Source organism: Micromonospora sp. WMMD1082, from assembly GCF_029626175.1.
Classification (GTDB): Bacteria; Actinomycetota; Actinomycetes; order Mycobacteriales; family Micromonosporaceae; genus Micromonospora.
In genome coordinates this window covers 3306447-3325865 of the sequence record NZ_JARUBM010000002.1, presented here as the reverse complement: position 1 = coordinate 3325865, position 19419 = coordinate 3306447, and the positions used below count along the sequence as shown (strand labels likewise).

Genomic DNA, 19419 nt, shown 5'->3' with positions numbered 1-19419 from the left:
CTGGGGTCGACGCCGCGCCGTCACTAGCGTCAGCGGCATGACACCGGCCCCACCGACCCACCTCGCCCAGGCCCTGCGCCAGCCCCGCTACCTGCTGACCGCGTGGCCGTGGCGCGCGCTGGCCTACCTGCTGACCACCGTGCCGCTGGCCGGTGTGCTGTCGATCGGGCCACTGGTCGTGGTCGCGCCGCTGGTCGCCGCCGTTGCCGCCGTGCAGCGGCACGACCGGCCCGTCCCGCTGCCGCTCGCCGTCTTCCTCGCGTTCGGCGCGCTGACCGTGCTGGCGCTGGCACCGTTGCTGAGTGCCCCGGTGGCGGCGTTCGAGCGGTACCGCCTCGGTGTCGTCGACGAGCGGCCGCTGGCCCGGCAGCCGTGGCGCGGCGTCGCCGCCCGCTACGGGACGGCCGCGGCGTGGCGGGAGGCCGCGTACCTGTTCTGGCTCGGCGGCGCGATCCCCGTCGGGTACTGGCTGTTCCTCATGCTCGTGTTGTTGGACGGCGTGCTCATCGTCAGCCCGTTCATGGCCAGTGACGCCAACGAGGTGATCCTGATCTGGGCCACCGTGGACACACCCGCGCAGGCCGTACCGCACGCGATCGTCGGTCTCCTGCTCGCGCCGGTGCTCTGGTACGCGGCCGGCGTACTCGCGGCGGGGCAGGCCGCGGTGGCGCGGTGGCTGCTGCGCGGCGCGGACGGTGCCGCGCTGCGCGAGGTGACCCGGTCGCGGGCCCGGCTGGTCGACGCGTACGAGGCGGAACGCCGGCGCATCGAACGTGACCTGCACGACGGTGCGCAGCCCAAGCTGACCAGCCTCAGCCTGCAGATCGGCCTGGCCCGGCTGGACGTGCCCGAGGACTCGCCGGCCGCCCGGCCGCTCGCGGTGGCGCACGAGCAGGCGAAGAACCTGATGGCCCTGCTCCGGCAGATCGTGCGGGGCATCCGCCCGCAGAGCCTCACCGACCTGGGGTTGACCGGCGCGGTCCGGGAACTCGCCGACGAGTCACCCGTCCCGGTCGAGGTGCACGCCGAGCTACCGCGGCCACTGCCCGAGGCCGCCGAGACGACCGCGTACTTCGTGGTGTCCGAGGCGCTCGGCAACGTCGCGCGGCACGCGGCGGCCACCCGGGCGGCGGTCCGGCTCACCGACACCGGCGCCGGACTGGTGGTCGAGATCAGCGACGACGGCCGGGGCGGCGCGGACCCGGCGCGGGGCACCGGACTGACCGGGCTCGCCGACCGGGTCGCCGCGGCCGACGGGCGGCTGCTGCTGGCCAGTCCCCCGGGCGGCCCCACGCTCCTGCGGGTGGAACTACCGTGGTCGGCGTGACCCGGGTCGTGCTCGCCGAGGACGAGGTGCTGCTGCGGGAGGGCCTGGTGGCGCTGCTCGCCCGGTTCGGCTTCGACGTGGCCGACGCCGTCGGCTCGGCACCGGCGCTGGTGGCGGCGGTCCGGGCCCACCGGCCCGACCTGGTGGTGACCGACATCCGGATGCCACCGGGGCACCGCGACGACGGACTGCGGGCGGCGGTGGAGCTGCGCGCCGAGCAGCCCGGGCTGGCCGTGGTGGTGCTGAGCCAGCACGTGCAGCCCGAGTACGCCTCGGCGCTGCTCGACAGCGCCGACGGCCGGCGGGTCGGCTACCTGCTCAAGGACCGGGTCGCCGAGGTCACCGAGTTCGTCGACAACCTGCGTGCCGTCGTCGCGGGCGGCACGGTGGTCGATCCCGACGTGGTCCGCCGGCTGCTGCACCGCCCGCGCGACCCGCTCGCCGCCCTCTCCGCCCGGGAGCGGGAGGTGCTGGTGCTGGTCGCCGAGGGGCGCTCCAACGCCGCCATCGCCGCGGGCCTGCACGTCACCGAGGCGGCGGTCGGCAAGCACATCGGCAACATCCTGGCCAAGCTCGGCCTGCCGCCGGACGAGGACACCAACCGCAGGGTCGTGGCGACCCTGACCTACCTGCGCGCCAACGGCAGCTGAGCAGCGCGGCGGCTCAGCTGGCGCGCAGTTCCTCCAGCGCCGTGTTCGACCGCAGGAAGAGCACCCCCAACCCGACCGTGAGCAGCACCGCGGCCACCGCGCCGGCACCCAGCAGCGCCAACTGTTCCAGCGGTACGTCCGGCGTGTGGACCACCCGGTCGACCTCGATCAGCTCGACGTGCTCGGCGCGGGTGGCGGGATTCTGGCACAACTCCACCGTCGCCCGGCACACCTCCTGGGTGTAGCCGCCGCTGACCGAGTCGCCGGTGAAGAGCCGGCCGATGGCGTACCCGACGCCGAGCGCGACCAGCACGGCGGGCACCACGGGGGTCAGCACCTGCCAGAGGATCGAGGTGCCGATGGTGCTGCGCGGCACGCCGGTCGCCACGAGTGCGGCGTACGCCCGGCGGCGGGAGACGATCCCCTCGACCAGCGTCACCAGCAGGCCCGCGGTGGCGATGGCGACCGCCACGGCGACCGCCAGGTCGATCAGGTCGAGGGTGGTGAGATAGAAGGAGCTGTAGCTGCCGGCTTCGTCGGCGTAGCCGGTCTGCCGGTCCTGCTCCCACTGGAGCCGCCCGTTGAGCACGGCCGACGCCCGGAACGCCGCCGCACCGGCGCCGACGATCACCACGGCGAGCAGAGCGGCGAAGGTCCGGCTGCTGGCCCACGGGTCGTCGGCCAGCCGGCGGGCGGCGAGCAGGACGGCCGGACGGCGGGCGAAGCGGTGCAGCACCCGCCCGGCCAGGTACGAGAGCCAGCCGGCGCCGAGGATCACCCCCATCACGGCGGCGAAGAGGCCGATCAGGGCGACCATGGCCACCCAGTCGAGGCGCGTGCCCTGGAAGGCCTGCTGGATCGGCTCGACCATCGCCGCCGCCAGGATGCCGAACCCGATCAGCAGCGCCGGCCACGGGCGGGGGGATCCGCTGCGGCCGGCCCGGCGGAACACCCCGAGCGGCGTGGCGGTGACCCGGCGCAGCATCACAGCGGTCGCCGCCGCGGCGACCAGCGGCAATCCCAACACCACCGCCGCCATGCCCGGTACCCACGGCAGCACGTCGGTCGGCAGGGCCAGTTGACCGTTGGCGTCCGGGCGGTGCAGCAGCTCCCGCCCGACGAGGTAGGCGGCCAGGCCGACGAGGGTGCCGACCAGGCTGGCCAGGCCGGTCTCCAGCATCACGATCCGGGTCACCTGACCGGGGGTCGCGCCGGCCAGCCGCACCGCGGCGAGCCGGCGGTCCCGCGACGGCGCGCCCAGCCGGGCGCTCTGACCGGCCAGGGCCAGCACCGGGATGGCCAGCATCAGCAGCGCGAACGCGGTGCCGCCGCGCAGCCCCGGCTCCCGCAGCAGCGCGTTGACGTACTGCTCGGACTGCTGCCAGGCGTCGCCGGGTGGCTTCTGGATGGCCAGGACGGTCAGCGCCGCGAGCCCGGCCAGGGTGGCCAGCGCTGCGCTCAACGCGGTCAGAGCCACCCGGGCCGCGTCGGTGCGGTTGCCGGCCAGGGCCAGCCGGGTCAGCGTGCCGGGACTCACCGGGAACCGCCGGCCAGCGGCGCGTCGAGGCCAAGACCGGTGTGGTCGATCACGCCGTCCCGCAGGACGATCTCGCGGTCGGCGTACGCGGCGATCCGGGGCTCGTGGGTGACCAGCACGATCGTGGTGCCCTGTTCCCGGGCGAGCCGGGTCAGCTGGGTGAGCACCTGCTCGCCGGTGAGCGTGTCGAGCGCGCCGGTCGGCTCGTCGGCGAAGAGCACCCGCGGCTCGGTGACCAGCGCGCGGGCGGTGGCGCAGCGCTGCTGCTGGCCGCCGGACATCTCACCGGGCCGCACGTCGGCGCACTCCGCCACGCCCAGCCGCTCCAGCCAGCCCAGCGCCGCCGTCCGCGCCGCTCGCCGCCCCGTGCCGGCGAGCAACAGCGGAAGCGCGACGTTCTCCGCCGCGGTCAGTTCGGCGACGAGCTGGCCGAACTGGAACAGCACCCCGAACTCGGTGCACCGCAGCCGGGATCGCGTGGCCTCGGACCAGGTGTCGATCCGGTGCCCGCGCCAGCTCACCTCGCCGGCGTCCGGCCGCAGGATGCCGGCGAGGCAGTGCAGCAGGGTGGACTTGCCGCAGCCGCTCGGCCCGGTCACCGCGACGATCTCACCCTCGTTGATGTCGAGGGTGATCCCGCGCAGCGCGGGTGTGGGTCCGTACGACTTCACCAGACCTCGAGCCTGAAGTTGCGTCACGAGTGCACCTCCCGGTGCCAGTCGGCGACCCGGCCCAGCGTGGTCTGCAACCACCGCAGGTCGGCGTCGAGGTGGGCGATGGCGTAGTCGGCCGCGACGACGTCGTCGACGGTGGCCGACGGGGCCGCCTTCAGTGCGGTCAGCTCACGCAGCCGGTCGGTGTGCGCGTGGCGCTGGGCGATCAGGTAGTCGCGGGCCTTGTCCACGTTCGTCACCAGCAGCGCCACCACCACCTTCGTGAACAGCGGACTGTTGACGTACGGCATCGGCGGCTCGACGGTGCCCAGCCACTGATCCAGCGCGGCCCGCCCCTGCTCGGTCAGCACGTACGCCGTGCGGTCCGGGCCGGCGGACCGTTCCTGCCCGGCCGACGCCACCAGGCCGTCCCGCAGGAGCCGGCCCAACGTGGCGTAGACCTGCCCGAACGCCAGCGGGCGGGCCTGCGGAAGCCGCTCGTCGTGGGCCCGCTTCAGCTCGTATCCGTGCATGGTGCCGGTGGCGAGCAGCCCGAGCAGCACATGCGAGGTGGACATGGCGTCACTATTCACTCAGCGAATAGTTGCTGTCAAGCGTCACCCACATGTCACGCCGGATGATCAGCGGCGGCGGAGGGCGACGACCGCGACGTCGTCCTGGATCTCGTCGGGGGCCACCTCGACGAGCAGCCGCTCGCAGAACCGGTCGAGATCGTCGTCGACCCGGGCGGCACAGGCGGCCAGGGCCGCCAGGCCCACGTCGATGGTGACGTCCCGCCGTTCGATCAGCCCATCGGTGTAGAAGACCATCGTCGCCCCGGCCGGCAGCACGAACTCCAGGTCGGCGGGGCGGGGTGCGCGCACCCCGAGCAGCGGCGCGACGTGCTGCACGTACGACACCGTGCCGTCCTGGCTGATCAGGGAGGGCAGGTGGCCGGCGCTGGCCAGCCGGACCCGCCCGGTGGTCGGCTCCAGCAGCAGCACGCAGATCGTCGCCAGCTCGTTGGGGAGCAACGTGAGCATCAGCTCGTTGACCCGGTGCAGGATCTCGCCCGGTTGGTGCCCCTCGACCGCGTACGCCCGCAGCGCGTGCCGCAGCTCGGCCATCACCGTGGCGGCGTGCAGGGAGTGCCCGGCCACGTCGCCGATGGCGAGCAGCAGGTGACCGTCGAGCATCACCAGCTCGTAGAAGTCGCCACCCACTTCGGTGCGGGCGCTGGCCGGCTCGTAGCGCACGGCCAGGTCGAGACCGGCGATCTCCGGGATGCGGCGCGGCAGCAGGCTGCGCTGGAGGGTCACCGCGATCCGGTGTTCCTCGTCGAAGGAGCGTTGCGCCTCCACGGCGGCGGCCACCGCCTGGGCGAGCTGCACCAGCACCGGTGTCCGGGCGGTCTGCGTCGCGGTGGGCACCACGACGTAGAGCGGGGCGCGGTCCTCGCGCAGTCGGGCGGCGGCGACCGTCACCGTGTCACCGCCCGGCCAGTCGAGCAGCGCCCAGGCGGCCGGGTCCTGCACCCACACGGTCGACCCGGTCGGCACCCCGCTGTCGTCGACGATCCACGTCACCACCCGTGTCTCGACGCCCGGCCCGGCGCAGACCCCGGCCAGGCAGTCGCCGTCGAAGGTCTCGGCGATCACCGCGACGGGACTCTTGAAGATCTCCGCCGCGCCGGTCGCCGCCGCCGCCAGCAACCGGGGGAAGTCCGGCGCGGCGTGCACCGCGACGGTGGTGTCCGCCAGCCCGGTGAGCCGCTCGGCGAGCAGTTCGGCCCGCTGCCGGGCCTGGTAGTACCGGAGCACCGCGTGGGCGGTGGCGACCAGCTCCTCCGGCTCGATCGGCTCGGCCAGGTACGCGTCCGCCCCACGGGTCAACCCCTGCGTACGGTCCGTCACGTCGATGGCGTGCGCGGACACGTGGATCACCGGTAGGGCGGGGTGCGCGGACTTGATCCGCTCGCACACCTCGAAGCCGCTCAGATCCGGCAGCCGGACGTCGAGCACCACCAGGTCGATGGGGTCGACCCCGACCCGGCCCAGCGCCTCGCCACCCGTCTCCGCCTCCAGCACGGTGAACCCGGCACGGGTAAGCCAGTTCACCAGGAGGTAGCGCTTGGTCCGGCTGTCGTCGACCACCAGCACTGTCGCCACGTCGTCCACGTCACGTCCCGTCCGCCGGCAGCCAGACCGTGAAGGTGCTGCCCCGGCCCGGCTCGCTGGCCAGTTCGAGGGTGCCGCCGAGCAGGGTCACCAGCCGCCGGGCGTACGGCAGGCCGAGGCCGGTGCCGCCCACCCGGGCCGGGCCGGGCGCCTGGTAGAACTCCTCGAAGACCCGGTCGTGCAGCTCGGGCGGGATGCCCGGCCCGGTGTCAGAGACGGCGAGCCGCCAACGGTCACCGTGCCGCTCGGCCCGCAGCCGGACCTCGCCCCGGCTGGTGAACTTCAGGCCGTTGTGCAGCAGGTTGCGCAGCACCTGGGCGAGCAGCACCTCGTCGGAACGCACCGTGGCGGGCGTGGCCGGCTCCTCCACCACCAGCCCGACCTCACCGGCGGCGGGCAGCGCCCGCAGCGTGCCGCGCAGCTGGCCGAAGACCGCCCGCAGGTCCACCTCGGCCCACTCCGGCTCGATCCGGCCCGACTCCGCCTTGGCCAGGTCGAGCAGCTCGTTGACGAGCGTGAGCAGATCCGACGCCGAGGAACGGATCAGACCGACCTGGCGTTCCTGCTCGGCGGTGAGCGGATCCGACGCGGAGTCGGCCAGCAGCCGGGCCAGCCCGATGACCGCGGTCACCGGCGCCCGCAACTCGTGGCTGACGTTGGCCAGGAAGCGGGTCTTCGACTCGCTCGCCGCACGCAGCTGCGCCGACTTCTCGTCCAGCTCCGCGTAGAGGGCCACCACGCCCCGGTTGGTCGCCTCCAGCTCGTCGGTGAGCTGCTGGTAGAGCGCCATCACCCCACGGTTGGTCTGCTCCAGCTCCTCGTTGAGCCGGGCCAGTTCGTCACGCTGGCTGCGTACCTCGTCGAGGGCGTTGATCAACTGCGAGTTCTGGGTGGCGAGTTCCTCCTCGACGGTGCCCAGCGCGCTCTCGCCGAGCTGGGCGCGCAGCTCGACCAGACGCTCGGGGGTGAGCGCCCGGGCGGTGGCCGGGACACGCCGTGACATCCTCACGACCGTATCGCCCTGCACCGTCAGCACGCCCAACGTGTCCACCAGGCGTGCCACCGCACCGGACTCCGGCTCGTACCGCCCGCCGGGCAGCGGTGCCGCCGGTGCGAGGTCGACGAGCAGGTGGCGGCGCCCATCCACCGGGCCGGCGACGACGGCGAAGACCACGTCCGCCCCGCCGACGGCCCGCAGCAGGTCCCGGGCCACCTCACTCAACGCGGTGGCGATCCGGACCTGGTCCTGACGCTCCAGGCCGACCGCGGCGGCGACCTCCCGGCCACGCTGACGGACCACGAAGATGTCCTGCTCCACCCGCAGCGCCATCTGCAACAGCGGCGTGGTGGTCACGACCAGGACCTCGCCACCAGCACCCCGGCGTCGTCGCGCCGGATCCCCGCGTCGCGCAGCAGGGTGGCGGCCATCACCAGCGGCGATCGCCCGCTCAGACCGGGGTAGTCGGACAGCTGCCACCGGTCGGCCACGCCGTCGGTGTGCATGACCAGCAGGCTGCCGGCGTCGAAGGGGTAGTCGTACTGTCGGATCACCGGTCGCTGGTGGCCGGCGATGCCGGGCAGCGAGACCAGGCCGCGTCGACGGCCGTCGACGGTGGCCACGGCACCGGCGATGTTGCCCAGCCCGGCGTAGCGCAGCACCCCGGCGGCCGGGTCCGGCTCGGCCACGGCGAGGGCCGCGCCACGGGTGTGCGACATCGCCCGGTGCAGATGCCCGACCACCTCGGCCGGCGGCGCCGCCGGGGCGTCCCGGAACGCGGTGAGCGCGGCGTCGGTGGCCGCGGCGGCCAGTGGTCCGTGCCCCAGGCCGTCGGTGACCAGCACCTGGCGACGCTCGCCGACGATCCGGGCGGCGTGACCGTCCCCGCTGACCGTCTCCCCGCTCAGTGGCCGGGTGAGCCCACCGACCCAGGGAGGGTCGGTCTCCGCGTCGGCGAAGACCCGTACGGCGATCACGGTGCCCCGCCCCGGTCGCGAGTACGCGTCGAACCAGCTCGCCTGGCGGACGATCGCCCCCAGTCCGATGCCGAGAGTGCCGGCGGTGGAGTGCCCGTCGCGGGCGGAGTGGGTGAGGTCGACCATGCCCGGCCCGGTGTCGATCGCGACCATCTCCACGCCGGCGTCCAGCTCGCGGCGTACCGGCCGCAGCAGCAGCACCCCGTCGTCGGCGTGCTTGATCAGGTTGCTGGTCAGCTCGGCGGCGACGATGGCCAGGTCGGCGATCCGGGCGGTGGGCATGCCCAACTGGTCGCCCAGCCGCTCGGCGGCCCGCCGCACGGCGCTGCCGTCCTCCGCCCGGAACCAACTGCCCCGGGCGGAGACCTGCTCGCCGGTCACCGGGACCACTTGGTGATCGTGATCCGGGTGCCCTGGCCGGGTGCGGTCTGTACGTCGAACTCGTCGACCAGCCGCCGGGCACCACTGAGGCCGAGGCCGAGGCCACCGCCGGTGGTGTAGCCATCGGTCAGCGCGAGGTCCAGGTCGGCGATGCCGGGACCGGCGTCGGCGAAGACGATCCTGATGCCGGACCTGCGGCCGTTGTCGACGGCGGCCACCTCGACGGTGCCGCCACCGCCGTAGACGAGGGTGTTGCGGGCAAGCTCGCTGGCCGCGGTGACCACCTTGGTCTGGTCGACCAGGGAGAGCCGGACCGCCACCGCCACCGTACGCACCAGCTGGCGGACGCGGACCACGTCCTCGTCGCTGCCGACCGTCTGCTCCTGCGGCCGGTCGAGGTCGACCCCGCTGGTCACGGCGACGCCGTCGACTCTGGGTGCGGCTCGTCGGGGAGTTCGTGGTGGTCGTCGTACGCCCGGTCGACCGCGACGAGCTCCATCCCCCGCTCGACGTTCAGCGCGGTGCGGATGCCGTTGAGCGACAGCCCCAACTCGACCAGGGTGATGGCGACCGCCGGACGCATGCCCACGACGACCGTCTCCGCGTCGAGCACCCGGGAGATCGAGGCGATGGTGGAGAGCATCCGCCCGACGAAGGAGTCGACGATGTCCAGCGCCGTGATGTCGATGATCACGCCGTGGCAGCCGGTGGCGACGATCCGCTCGGCCAGGTCCTCCTGGAGCGCGACCGCCGTCTGGTCGGACATGTCGACCTGGATGGAGACCAGCAGGATGTCGCCGATCTTGAGGATCGGCACCCGCTCCATCACGCCTCCCGGCGCGGCTGGCGGCGGGTGGTCTCGACGCCGGTGAGCCGCAACACGTGCCGCAGCGCGTCGGCGAGACTGGCCTTGGTGGCGATGTCGCCGAACTCGATGCCGAGCGCGACGATGGTCTGGGCGATCTGCGGGCGGATGCCGGAGATGATGCAGTCGGCGCCCATCAGCCGGGCGGCCACCACGGTCTTCAGGATGTGCTGGGCGACCTGGGTGTCCACCGCCGGCACGCCGGTGATGTCGATGATCGCGTACGGCGAGCCGGTGTCGACCAGGGTCTGCAACAGTCGTTCCATCACCACCTGGGCGCGGGCCGAGTCGAGCGTGCCGACCAGCGGCACCGCCACCACACCCTCCCAGAGCTTGACCACCGGGGTGGAGAGTTCCAGCAACTGTTCCGCCTGGTCCGCGATCAGGCTCTCCCGGGTGCGGACGTAGCTCTCGAAGGTGAACAGACCCATCTGGTCGACCAGCGCGGAGAAGGCCACGTAGTCGCGCAGCGACGCGGCGTTCTGCTCGACCTCCATCGCGGCGAGCAGCGCGTCCTTGAGCGCGAACACGCCGGTGGCGGTCTCGGTGGCGGAGAAGCCCTCCCGGGCCTGCCCGCGGGACAGCTCGGTGAGCACGGCCCGCAGCTCGGTGGCCTCCTCGCTGGTCAGGTCGACCGCACCCTTGCCGAGCGCGCCGGTCAGGGCGCGGTGCAGTTCCTGCACCTGCCGGACCAGCTCGGCCTGGCTGAGCCGGCCGCGCAGTTGCCCGGCGACGACCTCGATCCACCGCTGGGTGATCTGCTCGGCACGGCTGGTCAGCAGGTCGCCCAGTCGACCGCTCTCGTCAGCGCTGAGCGCCATGGCAATACCCCCTAGACCTGGACCGGGCGGACTCTATCACCGGGGACTCACAAACTAATTGCCGCACAGCAAGGGAATGATCGGCGACACCTGATCCTGCTCCCGTTCTGCGTACTACGGCCCGGGTGGGATACCGTTCCACCGATAAACAGGAGGTCTGGCGAATGTCCTTGACGGTGCACACGGAGCAGCGCGGTGACGTGGTCGTCGTGTCGGTCGCAGGCGAGTTGGACATGGCCACCGCGCCGCAGTTGCAGGACCAGATCACCGACCTGCTCGACAAGGGGCGCAGCCGCCTCGTGTTCGACCTGTCGGACGTGTCGTTCTGCGACTCCACCGGCCTGTCGGTGTTCGTCCGCGCGAAGAACAGCTGCGACGAGGCCGGCGGCGTCGTCCGGCTGGCCGCGCCGCAGCGGGGCGTGCTGCGCATCCTGGAGGTGAGCGGCCTGGTCGAGGTGCTGCACACCTATCCCACCGTGGACCAGGCGGTCGCCGGCGACCCCACGCCCGCCTCCTCCTGACACCACCGACTCAGCGCTCGTCCTCGATGTAGCGGGGACGGGCGATCAGCACTCCCGCGCCGGTCTGCACCGCGAGCGCGGCCAGCAGGAAGCCGATCGGCGCCACCCATCCCCCGGTCGTCTCGTAGAGGATCCCGACGAGCAGCGGTCCCAGCGCCGCGATGACGTATCCCGTGCTCTGCGCGAAGGCCGACAGCGCGACCGTCCCGTCGGCGGTGCGGGCCCGCAGGCCGATGGTGGTCAGGATCAGCGGGAACGCGCCCTGCCCGAACGCCAGCAGCACCACCCACAGCACCGCCGCGCCGCGCGGCGCGAACGCCAGGCCCAGGTACGCCAGGCTGGAGGCGGTGGTGAGCCCGAAGATCAACGGACGCAGGCTACCCAGCCGGCCGGCCAGCGTCGGCATCAGCAGCGCGATCGGCACCCCGAGCGCGGTCACGCCGGCGAGCAGCAGCCCGGCGTCCTGCGGGCGGAAACCGGCGTCCCGGAACAGCTGGGCCAGCCAACCCATGATCGCGTACCCGCTCAGCGACTGCGCCCCGAAGTAGACGGCCATCGCCCAGCCGAGCCGGGTGCGTCCCGGCCGGATGCGGGTCCGGGACGCCGGCGCGCCCCCGGTCGCCCGCCGCGCGGCGGTGCGGTTGCGCAGCGCCGCCGGCAGCCACGGGAGTACGGCCACCGCCGCCAGCCCGGCCCAGACACCCAGCCCGGCCCGCCAGGAACCGAAGGCGTGCGCGACCGGCACCGCCGCGGCGGCGGCCACCGTCGTGCCCACGGTCAGCGCCATCGTGTACGCCCCGGTGACCAGCCCGGTGCGGTGCGGGAAGTGCTGCTTGACCAGCATCGGCAGGAGGATGTTCGCCACCGCGATCCCGGCCAGCGCGAGCGCGCTGGTGAGCAGGAAGACCACGGCGGAGCCGGTGACCACCCGCAGCACCTGCCCGGCGGCGAGGGCCAGCATCGCCAGCACCAGCAGCCGGGCCGGGGAGAGCCGGCGAACCAGCCACGGGGTGGCCGCCCCCAGGCCGGCGAACGCGATGGTGGGCAGGGTGGTGACGAAGCCGGCCATCGCGCCGGACAGGGCCAGCCCGAGGCGTACCTCGTCGAGCAGTGCGCCGAGACTGGTGACCGCGGCCCGCAGGTTGAGCGCCACCAGCAGCATCCCGGCCAGCACCAGCAGCCCGCCACGGGCACGCGGTGAGCCGGTGGCGTCGGGCGGATCGGCGAGTGCCGCGAGTGCCGCCTCGCCGGCGGCGGGCGCGGGGGTGCCGGCGGGTGGCGGCGTCATGACCGCCAACCTACAATCATGGGATGAATTCCGGCGAGGGGATGTAACCAGTGCCACCGCGGGTCGACGCCGCCCCCGTCCCGCCCCGAGGCCGGCGGGTCCGGGAGACCATCGCCCAGCTCCGTCAGCGGATCATGGACGGCGAGTGGCCGGTGGGCGGCCGGATCCCGACCGAGCCCCAGCTGGTCGAGGCGCTCGGCGTGGGGCGCAACACGGTGCGCGAGGCGGTCCGGGCCCTGGCCCACGCCGGAGTGCTGGAATGCCGGCAGGGATCGGGCACCTACGTGCTCTCCACCGACGAACTCGCCCCGGTGGTGGCCCGCCGGCTCACCGACGACCGGATGACCGAGGTGATCGAGGTACGCCGCGCCTTCGAGGTGGAGGCCGCACGGCTCGCCGCACGGCGGCGTACCCCCGAGGACCTGACCGCCCTCGACGTGGCGCTCGCCGCCCGCGAGGCGGCCTGGCGCGGCGGCCGGGTCGCCGAGTTCGTGGAGGCCGACGCCGCACTGCACACCGCGGTGGTCGCGGCGGCGCACAACGCCATGCTCGCCGAGCTGTACGCCTCCGTCGGCACCGCGCTGCGCAGCACCGTCGCCCAGGCCATGGGTGACGAGCTGGTGCCGGAACGCCACGTCGACCACGGCCGGCTGGTGGCCGCGATCCGGGCCGGTGACCCGGAGCTCGCCGCCCGGGAGGCCGGCGCTTTTCTGGAGCCCTCGCCCGGGGCATAGGTTGTCCCCGACGGAAAACCGGACACCTCGGGAGTACGGATGCTCAAGGGCTTCAAGGACTTCATCATGCGCGGCAACGTGGTCGACCTCGCGGTCGGCATCGTCATCGGCGCCGCGTTCACGGCGCTGGTGACGTCGTTCACCACGTCCTTCCTGGAACCGCTCATCAAACTGGTCGGTGCGACCGAGGCCGGGCCGGGCGCCCGCGTCGAGCTGGGGACCGACAACGCCATCGAGTGGGGTCAGTTCCTCAACGCCCTGGTCACCTTCATCCTCACCGCCGCGGTGCTCTACTTCCTGGTGGTGTTCCCGATGAACAAGCTGGCCGAGCGGCGCAAGCGCGGCGAGGAGCCGCCGCCGGCCGCGCCGAGCGAGGAGGTCAAGCTGCTCACCGAGATCCGGGACGCGCTCGTCGCCACCGGCCGGACCACCCCCGGCCAGCAGCGCGCCGCGCTGGACGACGTGCTCGGTCGCCGGGAGGAACCGCCCACCGCGCGCTGAATCCACCCACCGCACATCGGCCCCTGCGGGATTCCCGCAGGGGCCGCATTGGGTCGAACGGATGTTCGATAGAGTCCCGCCATGGAGCAGCGAAAGCACTGGTGGAACGGGAAATGGGGGCGGCTGGCCCGGCGGGATGTCTTCCTCCGGGCGGACGCCGACCGGTGGTTCGTCGAGCAGCGGGCCGGCGGCGCCGAGGGGATCTCCCGGTTCTTCGAGTACGACACCGTCGACGAGGCCGAAGAGACGGTACGCGCACTGCTCCACGGCCCCGACACCTGGCGCGAGCTCTCCCCCCGCCGGTGAGAAGATCCTGACCCTCCCGGGGGCCGTTTGGCACCAAGATCTGGCGGGGTTTAGGGAGAGCGGAGGGCGGGAACCGCGCAGGCATGGAGCAGCAGGGCATCGATCAGCAGGCGACCGTCTCGCGGGTCACCACCGGCATGCGGGTGGTCGATTCGGCCGGCATCGAGGTGGGCACGGTGGATCTCGTCCAGCGCGGCGACCCCAACGCGGTGACCGTGCAGGCACCGACCACCGATCCCGGCAGCAGCCTGGACGAGCTGATCGAATCCGCGACCGTGGAGGAGCCGGACGTGCCGGCGGACCTGGCCGCCCGGCTGCTGCGCACCGGCTACCTGAAGGTCTCCACCGACCTCGTCCCCACCGGCGCCGTCTACGTCCTGGCCGACCAGATAGCCACCGTCTCCGACGCCACAGTCCACCTGAACACCCTCACCACCACCCTCCCCCCCGAAGCCTGACCCCCCACCCCCACCCCACTCCCCTCTCCACCCCCACCTCCCCGTTGATCATGAAGTTGTTGTCACCCCGCCCGGCGTGTCGCGACAGCAACTTCATGATCAACCGGTCGGGTCGGCTGGGGCCGGGACGGTGGAGCGGTGTTTGATCGCCCAGAGTGCTGCCTCGGTACGTGAGGCGGAGCCGGTCTTGCGCAGCAGGTTGGACACGTGCACGGTGACCGTCCGCACCGAGATGCCGAGGGCGCGGGCCACCTGCTTGTTGGACATCCCCGCGACCAGGCACTCCAGCACCTCGACCTCCCGACCGGTCAACCCGGCCGGCGCGGTCCGGGCGGCCGGTACGGTGAGCAACGGCGGGCCGCCGCGCGGCCGACCGCCCGCCGAGGGCAGGGACACCGGTGCGGGCGAGGACGGGGGCACGGTCGGGGGCGGCGACCCGGCCGGGAAGGGCGGAGCGAGCAGCGCCTCCGGGTCGTGCCCGGCGTGCGCGGCGAGCAGTTCGGTGAGCGCGTACGGGTTGCCGCCGGTGCGCCGCCAGACCTCGTGCACCAGCCGGGCGGCGAGAGCGCGGCCCGCGTACACCTGGGTCAGCACCTCGGCGACCTCGGCGGGGCGCAGCGGCCCGAGATGCTGGCGCACCGCGCCGCGTACCCCGCAGAGGCGCGCCAGGGTGCGGCCCGCGAGTTCCGGCGCGACCGCGTGCGCGGCGGGCCTGGTCGCCACCACCAGCAGGGCCGGCAGCCCGGCGGCGGTGGCCAACTCGCCGACCAGGTTGAGGCTGGCCGGGTCGAGGGCGTGCAGGTCCTCCACCACGAGCACCGCCGGGCCGGCGCCGACCAGCATCCGGACGGTACGCACGGCGAGGCGGAGCAGGGTGCCGGGGGCGTAGCGCTCGCGTGGCGCGGTGGGCTGCTGGGCGAGCCAGGCCAGCGCGTCGGCCGGGAGGTCGAGCCGGGCGGTGTCGCGGCCGCTCAGCACGGCGGCCAACCAGTCGTACGGCGCGGGGCTGTGCAGCCGGGCGGCTCCGCTGAGCACCACCTCGGCTCGTGGGGCGAAGCCGTCCAGCGCGGCGGCGACCAGCAGGCTCTTGCCCACGCCCGCGCCGCCGGTGACCACCGCGACGGCCGGCGAGCGGCGGCGGCCGGCGGCCACGGTGGACCAGGCCCGGTGCAGCTCAGCCAGCTCACCGGCGCGTCCGACCATGGACACCGGCAACATTCCTCAACCCTACGCAGTAGTGCGTAGAGACGCGGGAAGGGTCTTCTTGGCAAGCTTGACCCCATGACGCTGATCCTCCGCTCGGCCATCCTCAACGACATCGGTCTGGTCCGGACCAACAACGAGGACTCCGCCCTCGCGGGCGAGCGCCTCGTCGCGGTGGCCGACGGCATGGGTGGGCTGCCCGCCGGTGAGGTGGCCAGCGAGATCGTCATCCGGATCCTCGACGAGTTGGTCCCGCCGACCGCACCGGACGCCGCCGCCGACGCCCTGCGTACCGTGGTGAGCACGGCCAACCAGCGCATCCACGCCGCGATCGCCGCCGACCCCGCCCGCGACGGCATGGGTACGACGCTGACCGCGGCCCTGCTCGCCGGGGACACGCTGGTGCTGGCCCAGGTCGGCGACTCCCGCTGCTACCTGCTCCAGGAGGGTCGGCTGCGCCAGCTGACCCGGGACGACACCTTCGTGCAGGCGCTGGTCGACCAGGGCGCCCTCTCCCCGGAGCAGGCCCGGCACCACCCGCAGCGCTCACTGGTGACCCGCGCGGTTCAGGGCGCGGACGCGCCGCCGACGATGGGCATGGTGACCGTCGCCGCCGGTGACCGGCTGCTGCTGTGCAGCGACGGGCTCTCCGACTACGTGGCCGACGACGCGATCGCGACCACGCTGGGGCTGCACGCCGACCGCCAGCAGTGCGGCGAGCAGCTGGTGAAGCTCGCCCACCAGGCCGGCGCGCCGGACAACGTGACCGTCGTGATCTCCGACGTAGTCGCCGGCTGAGCCGGCACGCGCCGGCACGTGAGGTCACGCGCAGTCGCCGGTCGGCGACGGATCGCACCATGCCTCGCTAGGTAGTTGTGCCATCTAGATAGCCCCACTAGGGTTCGGCGGGTGGATTCCGACCGTCGGGGGCAGTGGCTGCGTGGGGTGCTCGACCTCTGCGTGCTCGCCCTGCTGCGCGACGGCGAGTCCTACGGCTACCAGCTCGCCCAGTCCCTCGACGCCGCGGGCGTCGGGCCGATCCAGGGCGGCACGCTCTACCCGGTGCTGCTGCGGCTGCAACGCACCGGGCTGGTCACCGCGCAGTGGCGGGCGGGCGGTTCCGGTCCGGCCCGCAAGTACTACCAGCTCACCGACGACGGGCGGGCGGCGCTGCGGCACGGCGGCAACGCCTGGCTCGCGTTCGTGGCTCCGGTGACCGGCATCGTCACGAAGGGGGTCGACGGGTGAACGCCGACGAGTGGCTGCGGGCGTTCGCGGCCGAGCTGCACCAACGCCGGGTGGCGGTCGACACCGCCCGGCACGTGGTCGCCGAAACCGCCACGCACCTGCGCGAGGGGGGCGGCGATCCGTGGCTGGTCTTCGGGCCGCCGCAGGCGTACGCCGCCGCGATCGTGGAGAGCATCGGCACCGCGCCCGGCCCGCCTCCCGGCCCGGTCCGGCTGCACGCCGAAGGCATCACCAAGCGGTACGGGCGCCGTACGGTGCTACGCGACGCCACGCTCACCGTACGGGCCGGGCAGATCGCCGCCGTGGTCGGCGCGAACGGCTGCGGCAAGAGCACCTTCCTGCGGATCTGCGCCGGCCTGATCTCTCCCGACGCCGGCGAGGTGACCGTCTCCGGCCGGCTCGGCTACTGCCCGCAGCAGGGCGGCACGGCCGACTTCCTGCTGCCCGACGAACACTTCGTCCTGGTGGGGGCCGGTCAGGGCCTACCACGGGGGCCGGCCCGGCGGGCCGGCCGGGCGGCGGCCCGGCACCTCGGCTGGGACGCCGAGGGCGATGTGCTCGCCCGGCACCTCTCCGGCGGTACGCGGCAGAAGCTGAACCTCACCATGTCCACCCTGGCGGCGCCGGACGTGCTGCTGCTCGACGAGCCCTACCAGGGCTTCGACCAGGGCAGCTACGTCAACCTCTGGGACCAGCTGATCCGGCTGCGCGACGAGGGACGGGCCATCGTGGTGGTGACCCATCTGCTCAACCAACTCGACCGGGTCGACGTGGTGCTCGACCTGACCACCGCCCGGCAGGGAGGCCGATCGTGAACCGGTTGGTCACCGTGGCCGAGATGACGCTGCGGGAGCTGGCGCGCCGCCGGGGCGTACTCCTGCTCCTGCTGTTGATGCCGTTGACCTTCTGGCTGATCCGGCGGGATGCCTACGTCGGGCAGTCGGTGCGCGCGCTGCTGCTCGGCATCAGCTGGGCGGTCAGCACGGCCGCGCTCTTCGCCACCAGCGCCGCCCGCGAACTGGAACCCCGGCTCCGGCTCGCCGGCTACCGGCCGCACCACCTCTACGTCGGGCGGATGCTCGGCCTGTGGGTGCTCGGGCTGGCGATCTCCGTGCCGTTCTTCCTGCTCACCGTCTTCGACGCGACCAACCTGCGGTACGGCGGGATCGCCGTGGCGATGCTCTGCTGCGTGGCCGTGGCCGCGCCGTTCGGCATGCTGATCGGCGCCCTGCTCCCCCGCGAGCTGGAGGGCACGCTGCTGCTGCTCACCGTGGTGGCGACGCAGATGCTGCTCGACCCGGCCGACGCGGGGGCGAAGCTGACCCCGTTCTGGTCGAGCCGGGAGATCGGCACCTGGGCGGTGGACCACACCGACGACGGCTACCTGACCCGGGGTGTCCTGCACGGGCTGGTGGTCACCGCGCTGCTGATCGTGACGGTGGCGGGTGTCTTCGGCGTCCGGCTGCGCCGCCGACGGCACCTGCACCACGTACCGCTCGCCTAGACCCACCGCCGGACTCGCTCTGGCGGTCCACCGGCCCTAGCATCACGGGGTGCGCCTGAGATCCCTCGCCGCCGTGGCCGCGCTCGGCGTCGCCACCGTCGCCCTGACCGCCTGCGGCCCGTCCGTGCCGCGCGCCGATCCGCGCGGCGCCCAGCCGCCGGTGAGCGACGTCGACACCGCCTCGCCAACGATGGGGCAGGAAGCGGGCGCGCGGGCCAATCCGCCGGCCCGGACCGGCCTGGGCAGCCCCGGGACCAGCGCCAGCCCGACCCCACGCACCACGCCACCGGCCGGACGCGACACCGGCAACCCGGCCGGGCGGGTGGCCGTGCCGGCGGCGGCGCGGGCGGTCGACACGTCGAAGCCGACCCGTACCGTCGGCAACGGCACCGCCGCCAGTTGCACCTCCGCCGCCGTGGTCCGGGCGGTCGCGGCCGGGGGGATCATCACCTTCGACTGCGGCCCCGACCCGGTGACGATCCGGATGACCGCGACCGCCAAGGTACGCAACGCCAACGGACCGAAGGTGGTGCTCGACGGCGGCGGCAAGGTGACCCTCAGCGGGCAGGGCAAGCGGCGCATCCTCTACATGAACACCTGCGACCCGCTGCAGGGCTGGACCACCTCGCACTGCAACGACCAGGACCACCCGCAGCTGACCGTGCAGAACCTCACCTTCACCGGCGGCGACGCCACCGGCCAGCGCATCGACGGCGGCGGCGGTGGGGCGATCTTCGTCCGGGGTGGCCGGTTCAAGGTGGTCAACTCGCGCTTCGTCGACAACCGCTGCGACCGTACCGGCCCGGACCTGGGCGGCGCCGCCATCCGGGTGCTCGACCAGCACGACGACCAGCCGGTGTACGTCGTCAACAGCACGTTCACCGGTGGCTCCTGCGCCAACGGCGGCGCGCTGAGCAGCATCGGCGTCTCCTGGGTGGTGCTCAACAGCGTGCTGCGGGACAACGTGGCGGTCGGCAACGGCGCCAACCCGGCCCGCTCCGGCACACCCGGCGGCGGCAGCGGCGGCGCGATCTACTGCGACGGCAACACGTTCTCGGTACGCATCGCCGGCACGGTCATCGAGGGCAACGACGCCAAGGAGGGCGGCGGCGCGATCTTCTTCGTCAGCAACGACCGCACCGGCACCCTGCGGATCGAGAACTCGACGCTGCGCCGCAACCCCAGCCACGGTTTCCAGACCTTCCCCGGCATCTTCTACCTGGGCTCCGGCAAACCGACCTTCGCTTCCTCCACCATCCGCTGACCCTCGG

Annotated in this window: 23 protein-coding genes; 12 read left to right on the top strand and 11 right to left on the bottom strand. The window is 73.4% G+C overall.

Going from position 1 to position 19419, the window contains the following annotated elements:
* Nucleotides 1–37 precede the first annotated feature (37 nt).
* Entirely contained in the window at nt 38–1327 is a 1290-nt protein-coding gene (locus tag O7615_RS15375; RefSeq protein WP_278178293.1) for a histidine kinase, read from the top strand.
* Complete coding sequence (locus O7615_RS15370) at nt 1315–1977, top strand: response regulator transcription factor (RefSeq protein ID WP_278178292.1); 663 nt, start codon at nt 1315–1317, stop codon at nt 1975–1977. The genes O7615_RS15375 and O7615_RS15370 overlap by 13 nt, the downstream gene beginning before the upstream one ends.
* A gap of 13 nt (nt 1978–1990) precedes the next feature.
* Here O7615_RS15370 and O7615_RS15365 read toward each other — a convergent pair whose 3' ends face one another.
* The 9 genes from O7615_RS15365 to O7615_RS15325 form a co-directional block, all read right to left on the bottom strand.
* Nucleotides 1991–3514, bottom strand: a complete 1524-nt coding sequence (locus tag O7615_RS15365; RefSeq protein WP_278178291.1) for an FtsX-like permease family protein — start codon at nt 3512–3514, stop codon at nt 1991–1993.
* On the bottom strand, nt 3511–4212 hold the full coding sequence (locus O7615_RS15360; RefSeq protein ID WP_278178290.1) for an ABC transporter ATP-binding protein: 702 nt from the start codon (nt 4210–4212) through the stop codon (nt 3511–3513). The genes O7615_RS15365 and O7615_RS15360 overlap by 4 nt, the downstream gene beginning before the upstream one ends.
* Entirely contained in the window at nt 4209–4745 is a 537-nt protein-coding gene (locus O7615_RS15355; protein WP_278178289.1) for a PadR family transcriptional regulator, read from the bottom strand. The genes O7615_RS15360 and O7615_RS15355 overlap by 4 nt, the downstream gene beginning before the upstream one ends.
* 63 nt (nt 4746–4808) lie before the next feature.
* Nucleotides 4809–6344: a SpoIIE family protein phosphatase gene (locus O7615_RS15350; protein ID WP_278178288.1), complete on the bottom strand. Its 1536-nt coding sequence runs from the start codon at nt 6342–6344 to the stop codon at nt 4809–4811.
* A gap of 1 nt (nt 6345) precedes the next feature.
* Nucleotides 6346–7674: a sensor histidine kinase gene (locus tag O7615_RS15345; protein ID WP_278182109.1), complete on the bottom strand. Its 1329-nt coding sequence runs from the start codon at nt 7672–7674 to the stop codon at nt 6346–6348.
* Between the two features lie 20 nt (nt 7675–7694).
* On the bottom strand, nt 7695–8708 hold the full coding sequence (locus O7615_RS15340) for a SpoIIE family protein phosphatase (RefSeq protein ID WP_278178287.1): 1014 nt from the start codon (nt 8706–8708) through the stop codon (nt 7695–7697).
* Entirely contained in the window at nt 8696–9115 is a 420-nt protein-coding gene (locus O7615_RS15335; protein WP_278178286.1) for an ATP-binding protein, read from the bottom strand. Before O7615_RS15335 ends, O7615_RS15340 begins: the two co-directional genes overlap by 13 nt.
* A complete protein-coding gene (locus tag O7615_RS15330; protein ID WP_278178284.1) occupies nt 9112–9525 on the bottom strand; it encodes an STAS domain-containing protein in 414 nt (137 codons plus the stop codon). The genes O7615_RS15335 and O7615_RS15330 overlap by 4 nt, the downstream gene beginning before the upstream one ends.
* A complete protein-coding gene (locus tag O7615_RS15325; protein ID WP_278178282.1) occupies nt 9525–10385 on the bottom strand; it encodes an STAS domain-containing protein in 861 nt (286 codons plus the stop codon). Before O7615_RS15325 ends, O7615_RS15330 begins: the two co-directional genes overlap by 1 nt.
* A gap of 164 nt (nt 10386–10549) precedes the next feature.
* On the opposite strand from O7615_RS15325, the gene O7615_RS15320 reads away from it, so the two are divergent.
* Nucleotides 10550–10906 carry an STAS domain-containing protein gene (locus O7615_RS15320; protein WP_278178281.1) on the top strand — a complete coding sequence of 119 codons (357 nt, stop codon included), beginning with the start codon at nt 10550–10552 and terminating at the stop codon, nt 10904–10906.
* A 10-nt stretch (nt 10907–10916) separates the two neighbouring features.
* Here the strand turns inward: O7615_RS15320 and O7615_RS15315 are convergent, their stop codons facing one another.
* Nucleotides 10917–12194 (bottom strand): MFS transporter, encoded by a 1278-nt coding sequence (locus tag O7615_RS15315; RefSeq protein WP_278178279.1) that lies wholly within the window; start codon nt 12192–12194, stop codon nt 10917–10919.
* Between the two features lie 50 nt (nt 12195–12244).
* Between O7615_RS15315 and O7615_RS15310 the strand changes: the two genes are divergently transcribed.
* From O7615_RS15310 to O7615_RS15295, 4 genes are all read left to right on the top strand, one after another.
* Nucleotides 12245–12928, top strand: a complete 684-nt coding sequence (locus O7615_RS15310; protein ID WP_278178277.1) for an FCD domain-containing protein — start codon at nt 12245–12247, stop codon at nt 12926–12928.
* Nucleotides 12929–12967: 39 nt separating this feature from the next.
* A complete protein-coding gene (gene mscL, locus O7615_RS15305; protein ID WP_278178275.1) occupies nt 12968–13429 on the top strand; it encodes a large conductance mechanosensitive channel protein MscL in 462 nt (153 codons plus the stop codon).
* A gap of 81 nt (nt 13430–13510) precedes the next feature.
* Nucleotides 13511–13735, top strand: coding sequence for a hypothetical protein (locus O7615_RS15300; protein WP_278178274.1), 225 nt, complete (start codon nt 13511–13513; stop codon nt 13733–13735).
* Between the two features lie 98 nt (nt 13736–13833).
* Nucleotides 13834–14193 (top strand): hypothetical protein, encoded by a 360-nt coding sequence (locus tag O7615_RS15295; RefSeq protein WP_278182108.1) that lies wholly within the window; start codon nt 13834–13836, stop codon nt 14191–14193.
* A 99-nt stretch (nt 14194–14292) separates the two neighbouring features.
* On the opposite strand, the gene O7615_RS15290 is transcribed toward O7615_RS15295, so the two are convergent.
* Complete coding sequence (locus O7615_RS15290; protein WP_278178273.1) at nt 14293–15411, bottom strand: LuxR C-terminal-related transcriptional regulator; 1119 nt, start codon at nt 15409–15411, stop codon at nt 14293–14295.
* Nucleotides 15412–15474: 63 nt separating this feature from the next.
* On the opposite strand from O7615_RS15290, the gene O7615_RS15285 reads away from it, so the two are divergent.
* From O7615_RS15285 to O7615_RS15265, 5 genes are all read left to right on the top strand, one after another.
* On the top strand, nt 15475–16194 hold the full coding sequence (locus O7615_RS15285) for a protein phosphatase 2C domain-containing protein (RefSeq protein ID WP_278178271.1): 720 nt from the start codon (nt 15475–15477) through the stop codon (nt 16192–16194).
* A 111-nt stretch (nt 16195–16305) separates the two neighbouring features.
* Nucleotides 16306–16644 carry a PadR family transcriptional regulator gene (locus tag O7615_RS15280; protein ID WP_278178270.1) on the top strand — a complete coding sequence of 113 codons (339 nt, stop codon included), beginning with the start codon at nt 16306–16308 and terminating at the stop codon, nt 16642–16644.
* On the top strand, nt 16641–17459 hold the full coding sequence (locus tag O7615_RS15275) for an ATP-binding cassette domain-containing protein (protein WP_278178268.1): 819 nt from the start codon (nt 16641–16643) through the stop codon (nt 17457–17459). Before O7615_RS15280 ends, O7615_RS15275 begins: the two co-directional genes overlap by 4 nt.
* Nucleotides 17456–18148, top strand: a complete 693-nt coding sequence (locus O7615_RS15270; RefSeq protein ID WP_278178266.1) for an ABC transporter permease — start codon at nt 17456–17458, stop codon at nt 18146–18148. Before O7615_RS15275 ends, O7615_RS15270 begins: the two co-directional genes overlap by 4 nt.
* Before the next feature lie 49 nt (nt 18149–18197).
* A complete protein-coding gene (locus O7615_RS15265; protein WP_278178264.1) occupies nt 18198–19412 on the top strand; it encodes a hypothetical protein in 1215 nt (404 codons plus the stop codon).
* The last annotated feature ends 7 nt before the right edge of the window (nt 19413–19419 follow it).